Here is a 19,857-nt window from a genome sequence, read left to right on the forward strand (position 1 = left end):
AAAGCGAATAAATACATTTGTAAAAAAATATAATAATTATGAATATTCCAGCCGAATTAAAATATACAAAAGACCACGAGTGGGTTAAGTTAGAAGGAGATGTTGTAACCATAGGTATTACAGATTTTGCACAAAGCGAATTAGGTGATATTGTTTATGTTGAAGTGGAAACTGTAGACGATACATTAGACGCAGATGAGATTTTTGGTTCTGTGGAAGCTGTAAAAACAGTGTCTGATTTATTCTTACCAGTAGCTGGTGAAATCATTGCGTTTAATGAAGCTTTAGAGGATGCTCCAGAAACGGTAAATTCAGATCCTTATGGCGCAGGCTGGATGATTAAAGTTAAATGTTCTAACGTATCAGATGTAGACGGACTTATGTCTGCAGATGAATATAAAGAACTTATTGGTGCTTAAAAAGTACGCCTTATTAATTTCTATTGGCTATACCGTTTCGCTATTGGCGTTAAGTTTATTGACATTAGATTTTGATAAGATTGAGGATTTAGTGCCATCATTTAGTGATAAGATTTTCCATTTCGGAGCGTATGCACTATTAACTCTGGTTTGGTTTTATACCCTTACCGCCCATTTCAATTTTACAAAAATTAAAGCTTTACGCATTGTAACCTCTGCTAGTATTGCATTTGGTACAATTATTGAAGTGTTACAAAAAGAATTAACAAACACGCGTACTTTTGATTGGTATGATGTTACAGCAAATATGGGAGGTGTCGTTATTGCGGCTTCTATAGTGCTCTTCTACAAAAAAAAGTGACGTTAAATAATATTAATCGTTTGTTTAATTACCAATTTATTGGTTATTTTAGCAAGCAGTAATAAATAGATAACTATGGAACCTAAAAAAAATCCGAAAGCAAACGTTGGTAGAAACAGCTCACTGTTCTTTGCCATTGGTTTAGCATTAATGTTGTTTTTAACAAACTATGCTATTAACTATAAAACCTATGATAAAGAATTGATAGATATCGGTACTTTAGATATGGGAGAAGAGTTGGAAGAAGAAGTTCCAATTACTGAAACCATTGCTACGCCACCACCACCACCACCGCCACCTGCAGCGCCAGAAGTGATTGAAATTGTGGAAGATGATGAAGAGGTTGAAGAAACCGTAATCGAATCAACGGAAACAAGTCAAGAAGAAGAAATTGTTGAAATTGAAGAGGTTGAAGTAGAAGAGGTAGAGGAAATAGAGGAAGTTCCGTTTGCAGTTATTGAAAATGTGCCTGTTTTCCCAGGTTGTGAAAGTGGAAACAATGAAGCTAAAAAAGCCTGTATGAATAAAAAGATGAATGATTTCATCGCGAAAAAATTCAACACAGATTTAGCGCAAGAATTGGGATTATCCGGAATTCAACAAATTCGCGTTTTCTTTAAAATTGATAAAAATGGTGATATTGTAGATGTAAAAGCAAGAGCACCACACCCAAGTTTAGAAAAAGAAGCTATGCGTGTAATTGGTTTGTTACCTAAAATGAAGCCAGGAAAACAACGTGGAAAAGCGGTAAGAGTACCTTACTATTTACCAATAAAGTTCCAAGTTCAAGATTAAGCAAAACCGCTTTTTTATATACAATTAAAATCCCGTTACTATTTTAGTAACGGGATTTCTTTTTTGGTATGCTTATTGCTTTTTTAACATAATATTAACTTGCTTGCCATTAGGCAGGCATCTAAACTGTAGTATTATGAACTTTTTAAACAAAAAGAAAGTCAACACTCTGCAAAGTGTTCCTTCCGTAAAAAAACATCATAAGCATGATGTAAATTTACAAAAAAACGCAACTATTTACTTTCAGGTGGGTTTAATTCTCTGTCTGCTCGTTGCCTATGGCTTGTTGGAAATGAGTTTTCAAACGGTGGACCGAACGCTTCCAGAAATGGGGGTTGTAAATGAACCACCCACTGAATTTTCCATGAATAGTTATCAGGTTTACAAAGAACCTGTGGACGAACCCCTTGTTGAAAATAAGAAAGCACCAACCGATTCGCCCGTTATAGATGTAATAAAAAATACGGATCCAACAACGGAAACTACAGAAACCTTTTTAAGTTCGGACACCTCCAATGCAACACCAGATTTGACTTCTAGTGATATTCATCTCGTTGATTTACCCGAAGATCCCATCAATATAATGTTGGTAGAAAAAGTGCCAGTTTTTCCCGGTTGTGAGTCAGCAACTAACAATGAACAACGTCGTGCATGCTTAAATGCGAAAGTAAAGAGCTTTGTAAAAGACCAATTTAATACAGAAAAAGGGCAAGCAATTGGTTTACACGGCGTGCAGAAAATATATGTCAATTTTAAAATCACTAAAAATGGTGATATTGAAATCTTAAAAACACGAGCACCACATGTAAATTTGGAAGAAGAAGCGCAGCGTGTTGTAAATAAACTCCCTAAAATGAAACCAGCACAACATGGTAATAAAAGTGTAGATGTGCTTTATACCCTGCCCATTGCATTTAAAGTAGAATACTAATTGCCACAATTTATGTATAGGAATGCCGTTATTATAGAAGCTATGATAACGGCTTTTTTATAGGCGTATTATTAAAAAAATAGTATCTTTCAACACTCATAAATCCATACTTAATGAACATAAAGAACTCCTGTATTATTCTGCTTCTTTTACTTCAATGTAGCATTTTTGCACAAACAAATAAATTTTACGAAAAACCACCCGTTTTTCCAGATTGTGAATCGGAAGATATCCATACGCTTCAAACCTGTTTTGATAATCAAGTTTTTAATAATGTATTTAACAACTTTAAAGTTCCTGATGTAGTTTCGGAAGAAAACTATCAGGGTGATGTGGTTATTTTATTCGAAGTTGATAAAGAAGGAACTTTCAGAGTTATTTATGTAGATGCGATTTACGCGGAACTGAAGGATGAAGCCAAACGTGTTTTTAATGCGTTTCCAAAAATTAAACCAGCAACCTACAATGGCAATCCAACTTTCAAACAGTATTCTTTCGCTTTAAAAATTCCATTGGTGCAACAAACTGTTGTTACCAAAGATTTGTCAAAAGATGAAGAAATGGCCGAATTAGAACGTGGTGCTAAACAGGAATATGATAGTGTAAACGCCAATTTAAAACCGTTTTCTAATAAGGAATATACCAGTCAATTAAACATTCCCTTTACGCATGAATATTATTCGCGTTTTGGAAGAAATATTAATTTAGTAGGAACAAACAGTCATACAAGTTCTAAACCTTATATGTATGAAGATGTTTCAAAATATTACGATTTTGAAGCAGAAAAGGACGCTTTGGCGAAAAACAAATCCTCATTTGCGGGACGAAAACTTTGGAATGAACGTCTAGTTCGTGTGGAAGGAAAGGACTATTGGTTTGCAGTAGATCCTATTTTCGATTTTCAAGTTGGAAAAGATACCGAAGCCGATTTCAGTTCAACCTATAATAATACACGAGGTGTAAACATTCAAGGAGGTTTAGGAAAAAAGTTTAGTTTTTATGCGTCTGTCTTTGAAAGTCAAGGGCGTTTTGCAGAATATTATAATCAGTACGCCGAATCTATTAAGGCAGCAGATGAAGTTGCTATTATCCCTGGACGAGGTATAGCAAAACGTTTTAAAAAAGACTCTTATGATTATCCCGTGGCCGAAGCATATGTGTCTTTTACGCCTGTGAATTTTTTTAATGTTCAATTCGGTCAAGGTAAAAACTTCATTGGTGATGGTTATCGCTCATTATTTACGAGTGATGTAGCTAGTCCAAATCCGTTTTTAAAGTTAAATACCACGTTTTGGAAAATAAAATACACCAATACATGGATGTGGTTAAAAGATTCAAGACCAGATGTAATTGATCCGGAAGGTGCGTATTTAAGCAAATATATGGCAACGCATTTTTTAAGTTGGAATGCTACCAAGCGTTTAAATATTGGCTTTTTTGAATCGGTTATTTGGGCAAAATCTGATAATCGCGGATTTGATGTTAGTTATTTAAACCCTATTATTTTTTACCGTGCCATTGAGTTTGAAACGGGGCAAGATGCTGGAAATGCTGTTATGGGATTATCCGCTAAATACAAGCTTAATGATAATATGAACCTATATGGTCAGTTTATTTTAGATGAATTTTCCTTATCCGATATGACTGGTGGAAATAAAAGCTGGAAGAATAAATACGGCTATCAATTAGGAATAAAATATTATGAAGCCTTTAAAGTAAAAAACCTAATGTTACAGGCAGAATATAATCGTGTGCGTCCTTATACGTATTCTCATAATACGGTTGTGTTAAATTATGGGCATAATAATCAAAGTATGGCGCACCTATGGGGCGCTAATTTTAGTGAATTGGTGTTAATTGGTCGTTACCATTATAAACGTTGGTTTGGAAATGCTAAACTGGTAATGGGTGAGCGTGGTATGGACTTTAATAATGGTGTAGATAACTTTAGTTATGGAGGTGATATTTACCGCGATTATAACGAAAGACCCTATGACAATGGTGTTACCGTAGGACAAGGAAACAAGTCAACGACTATGTTTGCTAATTTGCAAGCGGGCTATTTAATAAATCCAGCAACAAATTTAAAGTTGTTTGCAGATGTTACCTTTAGAAACTTTAATCCAGATACCGTAAATGCAACAACTTTTAAAAGTAATACGGTTTGGTTTAATATCGGAATTCGAACGGATTTATTTAATTGGTATTTTGATTTGTAGAATTAACTTTTCAAGGTATCTTTGCACTCGCAATAAACGCGTAAAAAGCAACCCATTACTTTGAGTAAGCAAGCCACTTTACCGGTTAAACATTCTATACTTTCTGATTTTAAAGAAATCACGAAAATGCGCTTATCATTAAGCGTCGTATTTTCTTCAATTGCAGGTTATCTTTTAGGTGCCGAAACAGTCGACTTTACAACACTTTTTCTGTTAGCTTTAGGTGGTTACTTTATGGTAGGTGCTTCAAATGCATTCAATCAAATTATTGAAAAAGATTTGGACGCCTTAATGGATCGTACAAAAAACAGACCTGTTGCGGCTGGACGTATGTCTGTAAATGTTGCGTTTGCAATTGCTTGTCTTTTTACTGTTTTAGGAATTGGCATATTGTATTCAATCAATCAGCAAACAGCCATGTTTGGAGCCATCTCCATCTTTTTATATACCTGTGTTTACACACCTTTAAAAACAAAAACGCCTTTATCAGTTTTTGTTGGAGCTATTCCTGGAGCTATTCCATTTATGTTGGGTTGGGTAGCGGCAACAAACGACTTTGGTATTGAACCAGGGACCTTATTCGCCGTGCAGTTTTTTTGGCAGTTCCCACATTTTTGGGCTATTGGGTGGTTTTTATTTGACGATTATAAAAAAGGGGGGTTTTTCATGCTCCCAACTGGAAAGCAGGATAAAGGTACAGCCAAACAAACCATTATGTACACGGTGTGGACCTTGTTGGTGTCCATTGTCCCGGTATTTGGCTTTACAGGAAAATTACAATTGTCTGTAGTGGCAGCTGTAATTGTTTTCATATTAGGATTAGGCATGTTGTATTATGCTATTCAACTTTATAAAAAAATGAGTGTACAAGCAGCTAAGGAACTTATGTTATCAAGTGTGTTGTACATAACCTTATTACAAATAGTCTACGTTGTAGACAAATTTATTAGATAACCATGGATTTAACCCAAGGAACTTTAGAAGAGAAGAAAGGCAGAGCAAAAAAAATGATGCTTTGGTTTGGTATATTATCATTAATTATGTCATTCGCCGGTTGGACTAGTGCATTTGTTGTAAGTAGCACAAGGCCCGATTGGGCATCAGATTTTCAACTGCCTCAAGCGTTTTTAATAAGTACTATTGTTATTGTAATTAGTAGTATTACAATTTGGATGGCCAAACGCAGTATGTCTCAAAGCAATCAGCAAATGACAACTGTTTGGTTGTTAACCACATTTGTTTTAGGCATCGTTTTTATTTATAATCAATTTGTAGGCTTCCAGCAAATTATAGAATTAGGCTATAATTTTACAGGGCCAACCAGTAATATTACCATGAGTTATATTTATTTGATAGCTGTGGTGCATATTTTACACGTAGCTGTAGGGTTAATCTGCCTGTTGGTCGTAATTTATAATCATTTTAAACAGAAGTATACTTCCAACCAAATGTTGGGTATTGAATTGATCGCAACATACTGGCATTTTGTAGATTTACTTTGGGTCTATCTATTTTTATTCCTATATTTCGTAGGTTAAATTACGCCAGTAATAGCGTGACCAAAAACCCGTATTATTTATTATCTTCATAATGAGTCCAAAATTTTAGAGTGGATGTTTCTTTAAAAAGATAAATTGATTATTTTTGTGCAACTTTTATTAACTAAACCAGACATATGAGTACTACAGTTGTAAAAACTGGAACAGAAGGTAAAACCTGGGGTGGCGGAAACGATCCACTAAAAGCAAGTTATGGTAAAATGATGATGTGGTTCTTTATCGTATCAGATGCCTTAACGTTTTCAGGATTTTTAGCGGCCTACGGATTTTCCAGATTTAAATTTAGTCAATCATGGCCAATTGCCGATGACGTTTTTACCCACGTTCCATTCTTGCATGGTCAAGAATTACCAATGATTTATGTAGCGTTCATGACGTTTATCTTAATCATGTCCTCTGTAACAATGGTTTTGGCCGTTGATGCGGGTCATAAAATGAATAAGGCCAAAGTAACACTTTACATGTTTTTAACCGTTATTGGAGGTCTTATATTTTTGGGCTCTCAAGCTTGGGAATGGTCAACATTCATTAAAGGTGATTACGGTGCAGTTGCAACGCATGGTGGTAACATTATACAATTTGTAGATACTGATGGTAAACGTGTTGCATTGAAAGATTTTGCTATAGCGCAACCTTCTAGTCGTGAACAGCATAAACGTAAAAATGGACTTTGGTATGTTGGTGAAAGAGACTTACCTAGTTATACCTTTAACGAAGTAGTTTCAGGTTTTGAAGCAAACCCAAATATATTAGTTAAAACAACATATTCCGATGAGAATGGCAAAAAAATCATCTTATCTAGAAATGAATCGTTAACTGAATTAAAAACGAAAGGAAATCATGTTGTTGAAGGTGCTAATTTGGTGGAAAATGAGTACGGACCACCGTTATTTGGTGATTTCTTCTTCTTCATTACAGGATTCCACGGATTTCACGTATCTATTGGTGTTTTATTAAATATCATTATTTTCTTTAATGTTATTTTAGGTACGTATGAACGTAGAGGAAGTTACGAAATGGTTGAGAAAGTTGGTCTTTATTGGCACTTCGTAGATTTAGTATGGGTATTTGTATTCACATTCTTCTACCTTGTTTAATTATAGATAATACAGTTAAAATGGCAGACGCACATAAATTAGAAATATTTAGAGGGTTAGTTAAGTTTAAATCTAACACCCAAAAAATATGGGGAGTATTAATACTACTGACCATAGTTACAGCAATAGAGGTAGTTTTAGGTATTTATAAACCTGAAATGTTGATGGCTAAAGTTTTAGGCATGAGTCTCTTAAACTGGATTTTTATTATTTTAACTATAGTAAAAGCTTATTATATTACTTGGGATTTCATGCACATGCGTGATGAAACAGCAGCATTCAGAAGAATGTGTGTTTGGACCGGTGTGTTTTTAATATGTTATATATTATTCATCCTCCTTCAAGAAGGTGGTTATGTAGAGAGTATATTTACAAATGGCTTTGTAAAACACGATTTTTAATATAAGTTAAATGTTCTACAAAAGGCGGTTTTTAAACCGCCTTTTTTTATTTTTGCACTATGAGAAAGCAGCAAATAAAAAGGAATCTTATTTTGGGAATTTTATTTTTTCTACCAGTCATGTTTGTATTGGTACTTTCCCTTTCTGAAGACAATTATAACCCTTTGGATATCATTAACAAAAATGTTGCTGAACTACCTCCAAATGCAGAAAACATTGTTCTTCAAGATCATATTACCGTATTAGCCTTTTTTGGAAATAAACCTTTGGATATGGCAATTGCAGCTTCCAATCTTAAGGAGCTAGTTTACGATAAATTTAAAGGCTTCAAAAAATTTCAAATTGTTGTGTTGGTTCCAAATGGTTCTGAAGCAGAGTCAGAGGAATTGTTTAGAGAAATAGCACGTTATGAAGATTTACGGTTTTGGCATTTTGTTCATTTGGAGGAAGCGGCTATTCAGAAAACCTTTAATAGCTTAAAAGCATCCTTCAGTTTATCAGATAATTTAGCTACAGATAATGTGTTTCTTATAGATACCGAGCGTCATCAGCGTGGTCGTCTGGATGATAGAACAGATCAGGAAAAAGGAAAAAATGCAGCTATTTATGGTTTAGATGCTTACAATTGCATTCAAGTAGCTGTTATAAAAAATAAAATGAGTGCCGAAGATTTACGTGTTCTTTTTACTGAATACCGTCAAAAACGTAAAGGTAATTTCGACTCGGAAACACGTCGCGCTAACGAATTAAAACCTACAAGTCATGAGCAAAAAAGCTAATTATTCTTATGTTGGTATCGCCTTTGTAATTCTAATTTTTGGAATTTGGTTTGTACCACGAATAGTAGATCGTATTACCAAAGGTGATACCGTAAGAAATGATACCAGGAGCGAACCAATTTCTAAAACGAATTTCTCTAAAGACGAATCGTCAGATCTTGTTTTTATAAATATAAATGGAACACCTAAAAAAGTACCTGCTTTCAGTTTTACCAATCAGCATGGCGAAACCATTACAGAACAAGATTATTTAGGGAAAGTATATTTGGTTGAATTCTTTTTTACTACTTGTCCAACCATATGTCCAAGAATGAATAAGAATTTGGTTCAAATTCAAAATAAATTTGAAGGAATTGAAGATTTTGGTGTGGCATCCTTTACAATTATGCCTAAAGTGGATACACCAGAAGTTCTTAAAGCGTATGCTGAAGAATATGGTATTACCAATCCAAATTGGAATTTAATGACAGGTGATCAAGATGCTATTTTTGAATTGGCAAACATAGGTTTTAATATTTATGTTGGCGAAGATGAAACCGTTGAAGCGGGTTTTGAGCATTCTGGTAATTTCGCATTAATAGATAAAAATGGTTTTATCCGATCTAGACAGGATGATTTTGGGAATCCAAAAATTTTCTATTCAGGTATTATCAGTGAGGAAGAAAAGGTTGATGAAGACGGACAAAAAGAAGAAATAAGCATGTTGAAAACCGATATAGCTAAATTGTTGAAAGAATAATGAATCAGAACTTAAAAACAGAACAAAAATATAATAAGTGGATTATAGTTCTCTCTATTGTTGTGCCGCTTGTAGTAGCAGTTTTATTTGGGGTTAAAATACCAAATGTGGAGCCTCTTATGTTTTTGCCTCCAATTTATGCTACTACAAACGCTATAACTGCCTTTGTTTTGGTCGCTGCACTTTGGGCCATAACCAACGGTAAAATTAAACTGCATGAAAAACTAATGAAGTTTGCTATTTTACTTTCGGTTGCTTTTTTGTTAATGTATATGGCGTACCACATGACGAGTGATTCAACTAAATACGGAGGCGATGGCGTTATGAAATATGTGTATTATGTTATTTTAATTTTACATATCATTTTGTCTGTTGCCGTTATTCCGTTTGTGTTAATAACCTATGTGCGTGCTATTACTAATAATATTGAGCGTCATAAAAAAATAGCACGCATTACATTTCCACTTTGGTTGTTTGTGGCCGTTTCGGGTGTGGTAGTTTTTATTATGATTTCACCCTATTATGTTTCTTAAATATATAATCACATGAAAAAAGCATTCATTATCACCGGAATATTAATGTTGTTTTTCACATTGCCAGCCGAAGCACAATGTGCCATGTGTCGTGCGGTTTTGGAAAGTGAAGAAGGTCAAGCTCAAGCCGAAGGTATCAACAATGGAATTGTGTATCTCATGGCTGTGCCTTATATTTTAGTTGGTGGAATCGGTTTTCTTATATACCGTAATTATAGATCTAAAAAGAACTAAATGCGTTTCATATTAGGTGTTTTTTGGGTTTTAATTAATTTTCAAACTCTCAATGCCCAAATTCTGTATGGAACCATCTCAGACAGCCTTTCAAAAAAAACACTTGCGTATGCTAATTTGAGTGTTTTAAATTCAAAATACGGGACATCTACAGATAGTTTGGGGAATTTTGTACTCCATTTAAAAAAGCACCCTAATGATACCTTATTTATTTCTATGCTGGGTTATCAGTCTAAAACGATTGCCTTACATCCTTTTTTAAAGGATAGAAATCAATTGGATATATTATTATCTGTTGCAAATATGGATTTGGATAATGTGCTCCTAGTCTATAAGAAAAAGAAGTATTCGGCAACAAAAACTTTAGGTGTTAAACGCAAGAAAGTCAAATATAAATCCTCCGTTCCCATAGGTTATGAACGCAGTATTTTTATTAAAAATGATACTGGAAAAACAGGGAAAGTAACCTCGGTTAGCTTTAAGCTTAAGAAAACACAATCTGATATTTATGATGTTTATCCTGTTTATTTTCGAATTAAATTTTACGAAATAAATAAATCCACCAAAGGTCCTGGCGCCGCAATTTCCTTTAATGATTATGTTGTAAAACCTCTTAATAAAAATCAAACCATTACGCTAGAATTTGAGAATACATTCATTCCTTTTTTAGAATCAGGTATTTTTGTGAGTATTGAAACCATAAATCCCAATCCGGAAAAACCATTGGGAAGTATGTATATTACAACACCTAATTTGCTTATGACTTATGATGATGAACCATTAACCTATTCCAGTTTTCGTGGACAATCGTGGACACATTTAAAGCGCAAAATGAGGTGGAAGGCCTTTGGGAAAACACGTTATTATTATGCAAATCCATTGGTTGAAGTTACCGTACAATTGGAGAAATAATAGCCTAGATATCATTTATTTATAAAAAATTTAACAGCACTTCAAAAGTCTCCGATTAAAATATATTTACTTTTGTTGTAACATTTTTGTGTTTTATAAGTCTAACTTGTAGAATATAATTTAACCAACCAACGTAAATTATGCTAACTATAAGCAAATTGCACAAATCCTATCCTATAGGTGACTCCAGTTTACATGTATTAAAAGGTATTGATCTTTCTGTTAAAGAAGGTGAAATGGTTGCCATTATGGGATCATCGGGTTCTGGTAAATCTACCTTATTAAATATTATTGGTATGTTGGATGAAGCGGACGAAGGTGAGTATATTCTTGATGGTGTTCCCATTAAAAATTTAACCGAAAAAAAAGCAGCAATTTATAGAAACAAGTTTTTAGGATTTATCTTTCAATCCTTTAACCTAATCAATTATAAAAATGCAATTGAAAACGTAGCACTTCCCTTGTATTATCAAGGCATGAAGCGTGCTGAACGTCAAGAATTGGGTATGTTTCATTTGGAAAAGGTTGGTCTTGCCAATTGGGCACACCACTTGCCAAATGAATTGTCTGGTGGACAGAAACAGCGTGTTGCTATTGCACGAGCGTTGGCTGCAAACCCAAAATTACTTCTTGCCGATGAGCCTACAGGTGCTCTAGACACCAAAACATCTTATGAAATTATGGCCTTTATTCAGCAGTTAAATGATGAAGGAAAAACCATATTAATGGTAACGCATGAAGAAGATATTGCCAATATGTGTAAGCGTATTGTCCGTTTAAAAGATGGTGTTATTATGGAAGATGTTTTTGTAGAACAAGTTAGAGCCGAACAATATGTTTGATTTAGATCTTTGGCGTGAGATATTTCAAAGTATCAATAAAAACCGAACGCGAAGTTTGCTTTCAGGATTTACGGTAGCTTTTGCTATTTTACTATTTGCTGTTCTTTTTGGATTAGCTAACGGACTTCAAAATACTTTTTCAGACGCCTTTAATGACGATGCCAATAATTCCATTATGATTTATTCGGGTATGACTACCAAGGCCAATAAAGGACTTCAGGCAGGTAGACGTATTCAGTTTAAAAATGAAGACTATTCCTATGTTAAAGACGAGTTTAAAGATGAAGTTCAATTTATAACCTCTAGAATCTATAGAAATGTAACGGCTACTTTTAGAAACGAAAAAAGTAGTTATTCTGTTCGCGCAGTTCACCCGGACCATCAATATTTAGAAATGACCATAATGGATCAAGGACGATACATTAATGAGTTGGATGTTCAAAACCACACTAAGGTGGCTGTTATAGGTCGTTTGGTTGAAGAAGATTTATTTTTAAGAACAACCGCTTTAGGAAAATATATTAACCTAGATGGTATTCCGTATAAAGTAGTTGGTGTTTTCTCGGATGATGGCGGCGATAATGAGGAACGCTTAATTTATATGCCCATTTCCACCGCACAACGGTTATATGGTAATACAGATTATGTAGATCAAATTAACTTGACCTATAATCCTGAAATGAATTACGACCAAGCCATTGCGTTTGGTAGAACACTTACTAATAAAATGAAAAACCGCTTTGATGTTGCGGAAACCGATCAGCGTGCAATTCGTATTCAAAACATGGCGGAAGGTACCAAAGCTGTGGGGCAAATGACAACCGCCTTAGGATTTATCATTTTCGTAATTGGTTTTGGAACCTTAATAGCAGGTGTCGTTGGTATTAGTAATATAATGATTTTTATTGTAAAAGAACGTACCAAGGAAATTGGCATTCGTAAAGCATTAGGCGCTACACCACGATCTATTGTATCTATTATTTTAATAGAATCTATTTTAATTACTGCCATTGCAGGTTATGTTGGCTTGTTATTAGGTGTCGGTGTTTTAGAACTTGCTGCTCCAACGTTGGAAACATATTTTATTAAGGATCCAAGTGTACAACCGTCACTAATTATTGCGGCAACCATTACACTTATTTTAGCAGGTGCAATTGCAGGTTATTTACCAGCTAAAAAAGCATCACAAATTAAACCCATTGTAGCATTAAGAGACGACTAATATGTTTAAATTTTTAACAGATAGAGATACTTGGCAAGAGGTTTTTGATAGTCTTAGTAAAAACAAACTACGATCTATATTAACCATGGTAGGTGTTTGGTGGGGAATTCTCCTACTTATTGGTCTTCTTGGTTCTGCCAGGGGATTAGAGAATGCATTTAATCGTTTGTTTGGCGATTTTGCTACGAACAGTGTATTCGTTTGGGCACAAAGCACCAGCAAACCATTTCAAGGCTTTCAAGAAGGAAGACAAGTAAAGTTGACATTAACGGATGCTAAAAAAGTAGAAGAGAATGTAGAAGGTATTGAATTTGTAGTACCAAGAAGCCAAAGCCAAGCCATGGTGGTTCGGAATTTCCTTTCGGGAACCTTTGGTATAAATGGGGATTATCCTTTATTAGATAAAGTGCAGAAGAAAAAGTTAATTCACGGTCGCTTTATCAATCAAAACGATATAGATGCGAATAGAAAAGTTGTAGTCATTTCAGAAGATGTTTACAAACAACTATTTGAAAAAGATGTTCAAGCTATTGGCGAGTTGATCCAAATAAACAGTATGAACTTTATGGTGATTGGTGTTTTTGAAGTAGGCAATATGAATATGGGGCCATCAACGGATATGCATATTCCGTTTACCACCTTCCAGCAAATTTATAACCGTGGCGAAAACATCAGTTGGATGATGATTACTGGGAAACCGGAATACAACATCAAACAAATTGAAGAAGACGCAAAGCTCATTTTAAGAAATTTAAATAACGTGCATCCGGAAGATAAACGTGCCTTTGGAAGTTTTAATTTAGGTAAAGAGTTTGCAAAAATGACGGGTTTTCTTTCTGGTATGCAATTTTTGACATGGTTCGTAGGTATTGCAACCCTTATTGCGGGTGTTTTTGCCATTGGTAATATTCTATTAATTACCGTCAAAGAACGCACCAAAGAAATTGGTGTCCGCCGTGCACTAGGAGCCACGCCTTACGAAATAAAACGACAGATTTTAGTAGAAGCCGTTTTCATTACTTTACTGGCGGGATTCTTTGGGATTATTAGTGGTGGATGGATTTTGATAGCATTAGATGCCGCATTTGGGCAAGGTCCAGACGCAACCATGGTAAATGCATCTGTTTCCATTTCAGTTGTATTTATAGCCTTGATCATTTTAGTTGTTTTAGGTACTTTAATCGGATTAATTCCAGCATTTAAAGCCACTAGTATTAAACCTATAGAAGCATTACGCGAAGAATAAATAAATAAAATTTAGATATTATAAAACCAACCGATCAATTAAAATAATAAACACAATCAAATGAATAAAGCAGTAAAAATCATCATTGGCATCGTAGTCCTAGTACTATTTGTTTGGGTAATTAAATACTTTAAAGACTCCAATTCTAAAGCTATTGAAGAATTTAAAACAGAAACACCATTTTTCACCTCTATAAAAACAAAAGTGGTTGCCACAGGGAAATTAAACCCTGAAGAAGAAATTGAATTGAAACCGCAAATAGCTGGAATTATTGATAAAATTTTGGTTGAAGAAGGTGACGTTGTTAAGAAAGGCGATTTAATTGCCAGAATTCGTGTGGTACCTAACGAACAAAGTTTAGTAAGTGCAAGAAGTCGAATTAATAGTGCACAATTATCTTTTGATAATTCCAAAACCTTATACGACAGAAATAAAGCCCTTTTTGAAAAAGGTGTTATTTCAAAACAAGATTTTGAAAACAGTGAGTTGTCCTTAAACCAAGCAAATGAATCTTTACGTCAGGCTCAAAATGACTTTCAAATCATCAAACAAGGTTCCTTATCTGGAGGTGGTTCTGCCAACACCAATATTGTAGCACAAATTCCTGGAACTGTTTTAGAAATTCCGGTACGTGAGGGAGATCAAGTAATTGAATCTAATAGCTTTAATGCAGGAACAACCATTGCTACCATTGCAGATATGAGTAAAATGATTTTCGAAGGAAAAGTTGATGAATCTGAAGTAGGAAAACTAGAAGAAGGGAAAGATATTATTGTGGTTCTTGGCGCTATTAATCAACAAGAATTTCCATCTAAATTAACGTTTGTAGCGCCAAAAGGAATTGAAGAAAATGGTGCAGTTCAATTTACTATTAAAGCAGACGTAGAAGTTAATCCGTCTGTAAAAATTAGGGCTGGTTACAGCGCTAATGCAGAAATTGAAATGGAAAGTAAAGATAGCGTAATGGTTGTAAAGGAAGCCTTATTACAATTTAATCGTTTTACGGAAAAGCCATTTGTAGAAGTTCAAAAAGAAGATGGTACCTATGAAGAGAAATATGTTGAGTTAGGTATTTCAGATGGAATAAATGTTGAAATTACTGAAGGTGTTTCAGAAACTGATAAAATAAAAGTTTGGAATAAAGCAAAAGAAGATAACAATGATGAAGATTAATAAAGTACTAACCCTTTCGTTTTTAACGGTTGTTTTTTCTGTTAGTTCATATGCTCAAGAAAAAGTATGGACGCTGGAAGAATGTGTAAACTACGCCTTGGAAAACAATATTAGCATTAAGCAAACAGAACTAGATACGGAATTAGCAGACCAAGATTTAATTACGGCTAAAGGAAATTTCCTACCAACTTTGGATGGAAACGCTTCCCAAAATTGGAATTTCGGTTCGTTTATTGGGCAAGATGGTAATCGTGTGTCAAGGGATTCTAGAGGTAATAGCTTTGGCTTAAATACAGGTATTGTTTTATTTAATGGATTTCGAAATACCAGCACTTATAAACAAGCAGAATTAGGAATTGAATCTAGTCAGTTGCAATTAGATATTTTAAAGGATAATATTTCATTGAATGTTGTAAACCAATATTTAAACATTCTATTAAATAAGGAAAATTTAAAAGTAGCCGAGGAACAAATAATTATTTCTGAAAAGCAGGTTAATCAATTATCAGAATTAGTTGATTCTGGTGTGCGTCCGCGTGCTGATTTATATGAAGTACAAGCCCAATTGGCAAGTGATCAAGAGCGTTTAATAAATACCCAAAACAGTGTAGATTTAGCCTTGTTGAGTCTGGCACAGTTATTACAAGTTTCTCAAGATGGTTTTGATGTTCAGCCAATGGCTTTAACCCTACCGGCAGTTATGGTTCAAGAAAAATCTGCCAACGATATTTATGATTTTGCTGTTCAAAATAGACCTGAAATTAGACAAGCGGAATTGAATATTGAAAATGCGCAATTAAATGTAGAAATTGCTAAAAGTGCTTACTATCCAACATTGACTTTTGGTGCTGGTTTAGGAACATCTTATCAGCATTTTCAAGGGCAAGATGATGTGCGTTTAGTGTTTCCTGATCCATCAGATCCTTCTAATTTTGTTTTTGAACCTAATGGATTTGGTCAACAATTAGAGGATAATTTAGGTTACAATTTAGGTTTCAGATTAAACATTCCAATTTTCAATGGTTTTCAGACTAAAGCAAATGTGAGTCGAGCAGTTATTAATAGTAAGCGTATAGAATATGGTATGGATCAAGCAAAACAAGATTTACGCACCAATATTGAACAAGCTTATGCCGATGCTAAAGCGGCTCTTAAACAATTTGAAGCATCAGAAACGTCATTAAATGCGCAAGATGAATCGTTTAGAAATGCACAAGACAGTTATAATTTAGGCGTGATGAACGCTTTTGAATTTGAGCAAGTAAGAAACCGATTGGTAAATGCACAAGCAAACGTAATTAATGCGAAATATAATTTTGTATTTAAAACGAAAGTATTAGATTTCTATTTAGGAATTCCTTTAACAGAATAATGCCGTGGCAATAATATTAAGTATAGAAACAGCAACAACAAATTGTTCGGTCTCTCTTTCAAAAGAAGGAGAGACTTTTGCTTTAAAAGAAGATTATAATAATGGCTTTTCGCATGCGGAACGTTTACATGTTTTTATTAATGACATTCTAAAAGAAAACCATATAGATAAATCGGAAATTGATGCCGTAGCCATTAGTAAAGGTCCTGGGTCTTATACCGGTTTACGCATTGGTGTTTCGGCAGCAAAAGGCTTGTGTTTTGCTTTAAATATTCCGCTGATTAGTGTTTCCACTTTGGAAGCTATGGCGCATCAAGTTAATATTACCAAGGGCATTATCATTCCCATGTTAGATGCCAGACGTATGGAAGTTTACGCCGCTATTTACAATGCAAACTATCAACCTATTCGTGGAATTGAAGCAGAAGTTTTAGATGAAACATCATATGCTGAATTTCTGGATAAAAGTCAGGTTCATTTTATAGGTAATGGTGTTGAAAAAACAAAAGCACTCATTACACATAAAAAAGCTGTTTTTATAGAGCACAAGTTACCATCAGCTAATGAAATGGGTGTTTTGGCTTTTAATAAGTACAAAAAAAGCGACACCGAAGATGTCGCTTATTTTGAGCCGTATTATTTAAAAGATTTTGTAGCTATTAAACCAAAATCTAAAAGATAGGTATTAGCCTTCTTTGTGTATTTCCACTTGGTGTGGGTAAGGAATATCAATTCCAGCCGCATCAAGTGCTTCTTTTGTTTGTTCCATAACATCAAACTTAACGGTCCAATAATCTTCTTTCTTAACCCATGCACGTGTAAAGAAATTAATAGAGCTATCCGCTAATTCAGATACATTTACAGCCGTAGCCGGATCTTTCAATACCAATGGATGCGAATTAATTACACCAAAAAGTATTTCTTTGGTTTTCTTAATGTCAGAATCATAACCAACACCAAACGTAAAATCTACACGTCGTGTATCTTCTGTACTATAATTAATAATATTGCCATTTGATAATGCGCCATTTGGAATTATGACTTCTTTATTATCTGTTGTATTTAATTTAGTCGTAAAAATTTCAATTTCTTTAACGGTTCCACTTTCACCTTGGGCTTCAATAAAATCACCAATTTTAATAGGTCTGAATACCATTAAAAGTACACCACCCGCAAAATTCCCTAAAGAACCTTGAAGTGCTAAACCAATGGCTAAACCCGCAGCAGCTATAATAGCGGCAAATTGCGCTGTAGGAACACCTAAAGTGCCTAATATGGTAATTACTAATAATATTTTTAAAATAGCATTGATTAAATCTACAAGAAATTTCTTGAGGCTTACTTCATAATGACCTTTATCCATCATTTTTTTGAAACCTTTAAGAATCTTTTTAATAAGCCAAGAACCAACAATCCATATAACAATGGCTCCAATAACTTTTAAACCGTAAGTGGTTACAAATGCAATGCCTTGTTCTATCCAGTAATCTAAATTTTTATCCATAATGTGCTTAGTGAGATTAATTAAGTGACAAATTTAAGTATTATCTCACAGTTCTAAAAATTATAGAAATTTAAAATAATGATTAACAGTTAGATAATAAGTGAGGTATGGTTTGGATTGATGAATGAAACTAAATAGCAAATTAATAGGTGAAAACTACCAATTCCAACGAATAGCATACAAGCTATTAAGAATGGGGCATAAAAAAACGCCCTAAAAAGGGCGCTTCAAATAGTTGTTATTATTTAACCTCGAAGGTTATTTTTATATTCACTCGAAATTCGGTTACGTTATCGCCATTTACAATAGCACTTTGTTCTTTTACATAAACCGAACGAATGTTTTTTACGGTTTTAGATGCTTCCTTAACGGCTTTTCGGGTTGCGTCTTCCCAGCTGGTTTCAGAATTTGATAATACTTCAATAACTTTTAAAATAGCCATAATATTGTTTTTTTAAGTTTAGCTGTTAAGTTACTAATTATATTTCGGAATATAAAATTATCCGTTTAAGGCTTCAACTGTTTCCACACGACCTTTAAGCATTTCTTTTAGCATATTTTCAATACCATTTTTCAAGGTAAACGTAGACGATGGACAGCCACTACACGCACCTTGTAAAATAACTTTTACGGTTTTCGTTTCTGGATTGTAGGATTCAAATTGAATATTTCCACCATCACTTGCTACGGCAGGTTTTATATATTCTTCTAAAATGTTTATTATTTCTTTGGACGTATCATCGCGTGATTCATAGGTTTCGTCCAGTTTTTCACTTGTAATATTTAGTACTTCTTGCGCATTAGCATTTACGACTTCCTTACCATTTTCAATAAATGTTCGGATAAACTCGCGTAATTCCATGGTGATAGTTTCCCATTCTGCCATGTCATATTTAGTTACAGAAATGTAATTGTCTTCCATAAAAACACTTTTCACAAACGGAAAATGGAATAATTCTGTTGCTAATGGCGACACTTTAGCATCGTCTATGGATGTAAATTCATAAGTTGCAGTTACTAATTTTTTATTGGCTACAAACTTAATTACAGCAGGATTAGGTGTGCTTTCCGCATAAACCGTAATCGGTACTTTTTTTACCGTTGTGGTGTCGGTAATTACAACGCCACCCGAATTTAAGTATTCGGTAATTTGTTCTGCAACTTCCTCTTGAACATCAGGCCACTCGACAATATTAAAACGTTCAATAGCTATAAAATTACTTGATATATAAACCTTCTTCACAAAAGGTAAATAAAATAATTGCTGTGCTAAAGGTGAATTTTTAGCATCATCAATATTATTAAATTCAAAGCTTTGGTGCTTGGTTATAAACTGATTAAGTTCAAATTTTACAATTGTATTATTGGAAGTTTCTTGAATGGAAACTGTATATGGATTCATGATAAATATTTTTTTTGCAAAAATACTAAAAGAAAACTATAGATATCCATATATTTGAGTTTTAATGCTCGGTAAAATAGAGTTTAAAACTTATCAATTTCATGAAATTTGATAAGG

General features: G+C 34.1%; 23 protein-coding genes. 20 read left to right on the plus strand and 3 right to left on the minus strand.

Annotated elements, in window-relative coordinates; all coding sequences use genetic code 11:
• Nucleotides 1-38 precede the first annotated feature (38 nt).
• From gcvH to tsaB, 20 genes are all read left to right on the plus strand, one after another.
• Nucleotides 39-419, plus strand: a complete 381-nt coding sequence (gene gcvH, locus ACFPH8_RS04575) for a glycine cleavage system protein GcvH (RefSeq protein WP_376858834.1) — start codon at nt 39-41, stop codon at nt 417-419.
• Nucleotides 391-780, plus strand: coding sequence for a VanZ family protein (locus ACFPH8_RS04580; protein WP_376858836.1), 390 nt, complete (start codon nt 391-393; stop codon nt 778-780). The genes gcvH and ACFPH8_RS04580 overlap by 29 nt, the downstream gene beginning before the upstream one ends.
• Before the next feature lie 75 nt (nt 781-855).
• On the plus strand, nt 856-1,575 hold the full coding sequence (locus ACFPH8_RS04585) for an energy transducer TonB (protein WP_248397623.1): 720 nt from the start codon (nt 856-858) through the stop codon (nt 1,573-1,575).
• Nucleotides 1,576-1,711: 136 nt separating this feature from the next.
• Entirely contained in the window at nt 1,712-2,506 is a 795-nt protein-coding gene (locus ACFPH8_RS04590) for an energy transducer TonB (RefSeq protein ID WP_376858838.1), read from the plus strand.
• A gap of 113 nt (nt 2,507-2,619) precedes the next feature.
• Entirely contained in the window at nt 2,620-4,725 is a 2,106-nt protein-coding gene (locus ACFPH8_RS04595) for a gliding motility protein RemB (RefSeq protein ID WP_376858840.1), read from the plus strand.
• Nucleotides 4,726-4,785: 60 nt separating this feature from the next.
• A complete protein-coding gene (gene cyoE, locus ACFPH8_RS04600; RefSeq protein ID WP_376858842.1) occupies nt 4,786-5,679 on the plus strand; it encodes a heme o synthase in 894 nt (297 codons plus the stop codon).
• 2 nt (nt 5,680-5,681) lie between these two features.
• The gene (locus tag ACFPH8_RS04605) at nt 5,682-6,263 is read left to right on the plus strand and encodes a cytochrome c oxidase subunit 3 (RefSeq protein ID WP_376858844.1); all 582 of its coding nucleotides are present in this window, start codon (nt 5,682-5,684) and stop codon (nt 6,261-6,263) included.
• A gap of 137 nt (nt 6,264-6,400) precedes the next feature.
• Complete coding sequence (locus ACFPH8_RS04610) at nt 6,401-7,381, plus strand: cytochrome c oxidase subunit 3 (protein ID WP_376858846.1); 981 nt, start codon at nt 6,401-6,403, stop codon at nt 7,379-7,381.
• Between the two features lie 20 nt (nt 7,382-7,401).
• Complete coding sequence (locus ACFPH8_RS04615; RefSeq protein ID WP_248397635.1) at nt 7,402-7,782, plus strand: cytochrome C oxidase subunit IV family protein; 381 nt, start codon at nt 7,402-7,404, stop codon at nt 7,780-7,782.
• Between the two features lie 92 nt (nt 7,783-7,874).
• Nucleotides 7,875-8,561: a hypothetical protein gene (locus ACFPH8_RS04620; RefSeq protein ID WP_376858848.1), complete on the plus strand. Its 687-nt coding sequence runs from the start codon at nt 7,875-7,877 to the stop codon at nt 8,559-8,561.
• Nucleotides 8,545-9,300: an SCO family protein gene (locus tag ACFPH8_RS04625; RefSeq protein ID WP_248397639.1), complete on the plus strand. Its 756-nt coding sequence runs from the start codon at nt 8,545-8,547 to the stop codon at nt 9,298-9,300. The genes ACFPH8_RS04620 and ACFPH8_RS04625 overlap by 17 nt, the downstream gene beginning before the upstream one ends.
• Complete coding sequence (locus ACFPH8_RS04630) at nt 9,300-9,833, plus strand: DUF420 domain-containing protein (RefSeq protein WP_376858850.1); 534 nt, start codon at nt 9,300-9,302, stop codon at nt 9,831-9,833. Before ACFPH8_RS04625 ends, ACFPH8_RS04630 begins: the two co-directional genes overlap by 1 nt.
• Before the next feature lie 12 nt (nt 9,834-9,845).
• Nucleotides 9,846-10,067 carry a hypothetical protein gene (locus ACFPH8_RS04635; protein WP_248397643.1) on the plus strand — a complete coding sequence of 74 codons (222 nt, stop codon included), beginning with the start codon at nt 9,846-9,848 and terminating at the stop codon, nt 10,065-10,067.
• A complete protein-coding gene (locus ACFPH8_RS04640; RefSeq protein ID WP_248397645.1) occupies nt 10,068-10,979 on the plus strand; it encodes a carboxypeptidase-like regulatory domain-containing protein in 912 nt (303 codons plus the stop codon).
• A 140-nt stretch (nt 10,980-11,119) separates the two neighbouring features.
• Nucleotides 11,120-11,821: an ABC transporter ATP-binding protein gene (locus tag ACFPH8_RS04645; RefSeq protein ID WP_248397647.1), complete on the plus strand. Its 702-nt coding sequence runs from the start codon at nt 11,120-11,122 to the stop codon at nt 11,819-11,821.
• Complete coding sequence (locus tag ACFPH8_RS04650; RefSeq protein WP_248397649.1) at nt 11,814-13,043, plus strand: ABC transporter permease; 1,230 nt, start codon at nt 11,814-11,816, stop codon at nt 13,041-13,043. Before ACFPH8_RS04645 ends, ACFPH8_RS04650 begins: the two co-directional genes overlap by 8 nt.
• A 1-nt stretch (nt 13,044) precedes the next feature.
• Nucleotides 13,045-14,289 carry an ABC transporter permease gene (locus tag ACFPH8_RS04655; protein ID WP_376858854.1) on the plus strand — a complete coding sequence of 415 codons (1,245 nt, stop codon included), beginning with the start codon at nt 13,045-13,047 and terminating at the stop codon, nt 14,287-14,289.
• 60 nt (nt 14,290-14,349) lie between these two features.
• Nucleotides 14,350-15,462, plus strand: a complete 1,113-nt coding sequence (locus ACFPH8_RS04660; RefSeq protein WP_248397653.1) for an efflux RND transporter periplasmic adaptor subunit — start codon at nt 14,350-14,352, stop codon at nt 15,460-15,462.
• The gene (locus ACFPH8_RS04665) at nt 15,449-16,834 is read left to right on the plus strand and encodes a TolC family protein (protein ID WP_339633716.1); all 1,386 of its coding nucleotides are present in this window, start codon (nt 15,449-15,451) and stop codon (nt 16,832-16,834) included. The genes ACFPH8_RS04660 and ACFPH8_RS04665 overlap by 14 nt, the downstream gene beginning before the upstream one ends.
• A 4-nt stretch (nt 16,835-16,838) precedes the next feature.
• Complete coding sequence (tsaB, locus tag ACFPH8_RS04670) at nt 16,839-17,516, plus strand: tRNA (adenosine(37)-N6)-threonylcarbamoyltransferase complex dimerization subunit type 1 TsaB (protein ID WP_376858856.1); 678 nt, start codon at nt 16,839-16,841, stop codon at nt 17,514-17,516.
• A gap of 3 nt (nt 17,517-17,519) precedes the next feature.
• On the opposite strand, the gene ACFPH8_RS04675 is transcribed toward tsaB, so the two are convergent.
• The 3 genes from ACFPH8_RS04675 to ACFPH8_RS04685 all read right to left on the minus strand — a co-directional run bounded on the left by ACFPH8_RS04675 (nt 17,520) and on the right by ACFPH8_RS04685 (nt 19,740).
• A complete protein-coding gene (locus ACFPH8_RS04675; protein ID WP_248397659.1) occupies nt 17,520-18,338 on the minus strand; it encodes a mechanosensitive ion channel family protein in 819 nt (272 codons plus the stop codon).
• Between the two features lie 241 nt (nt 18,339-18,579).
• The gene (locus ACFPH8_RS04680; protein ID WP_092206572.1) at nt 18,580-18,780 is read right to left on the minus strand and encodes a dodecin family protein; all 201 of its coding nucleotides are present in this window, start codon (nt 18,778-18,780) and stop codon (nt 18,580-18,582) included.
• A 57-nt stretch (nt 18,781-18,837) separates the two neighbouring features.
• Complete coding sequence (locus ACFPH8_RS04685) at nt 18,838-19,740, minus strand: NifU family protein (RefSeq protein WP_248397661.1); 903 nt, start codon at nt 19,738-19,740, stop codon at nt 18,838-18,840.
• Nucleotides 19,741-19,857 lie beyond the last annotated feature (117 nt).

The sequence above is a fragment of the Bizionia hallyeonensis genome (assembly GCF_042657385.1).
Lineage (GTDB): Bacteria > Bacteroidota > Bacteroidia > Flavobacteriales > Flavobacteriaceae > Algorimicrobium > Algorimicrobium hallyeonense.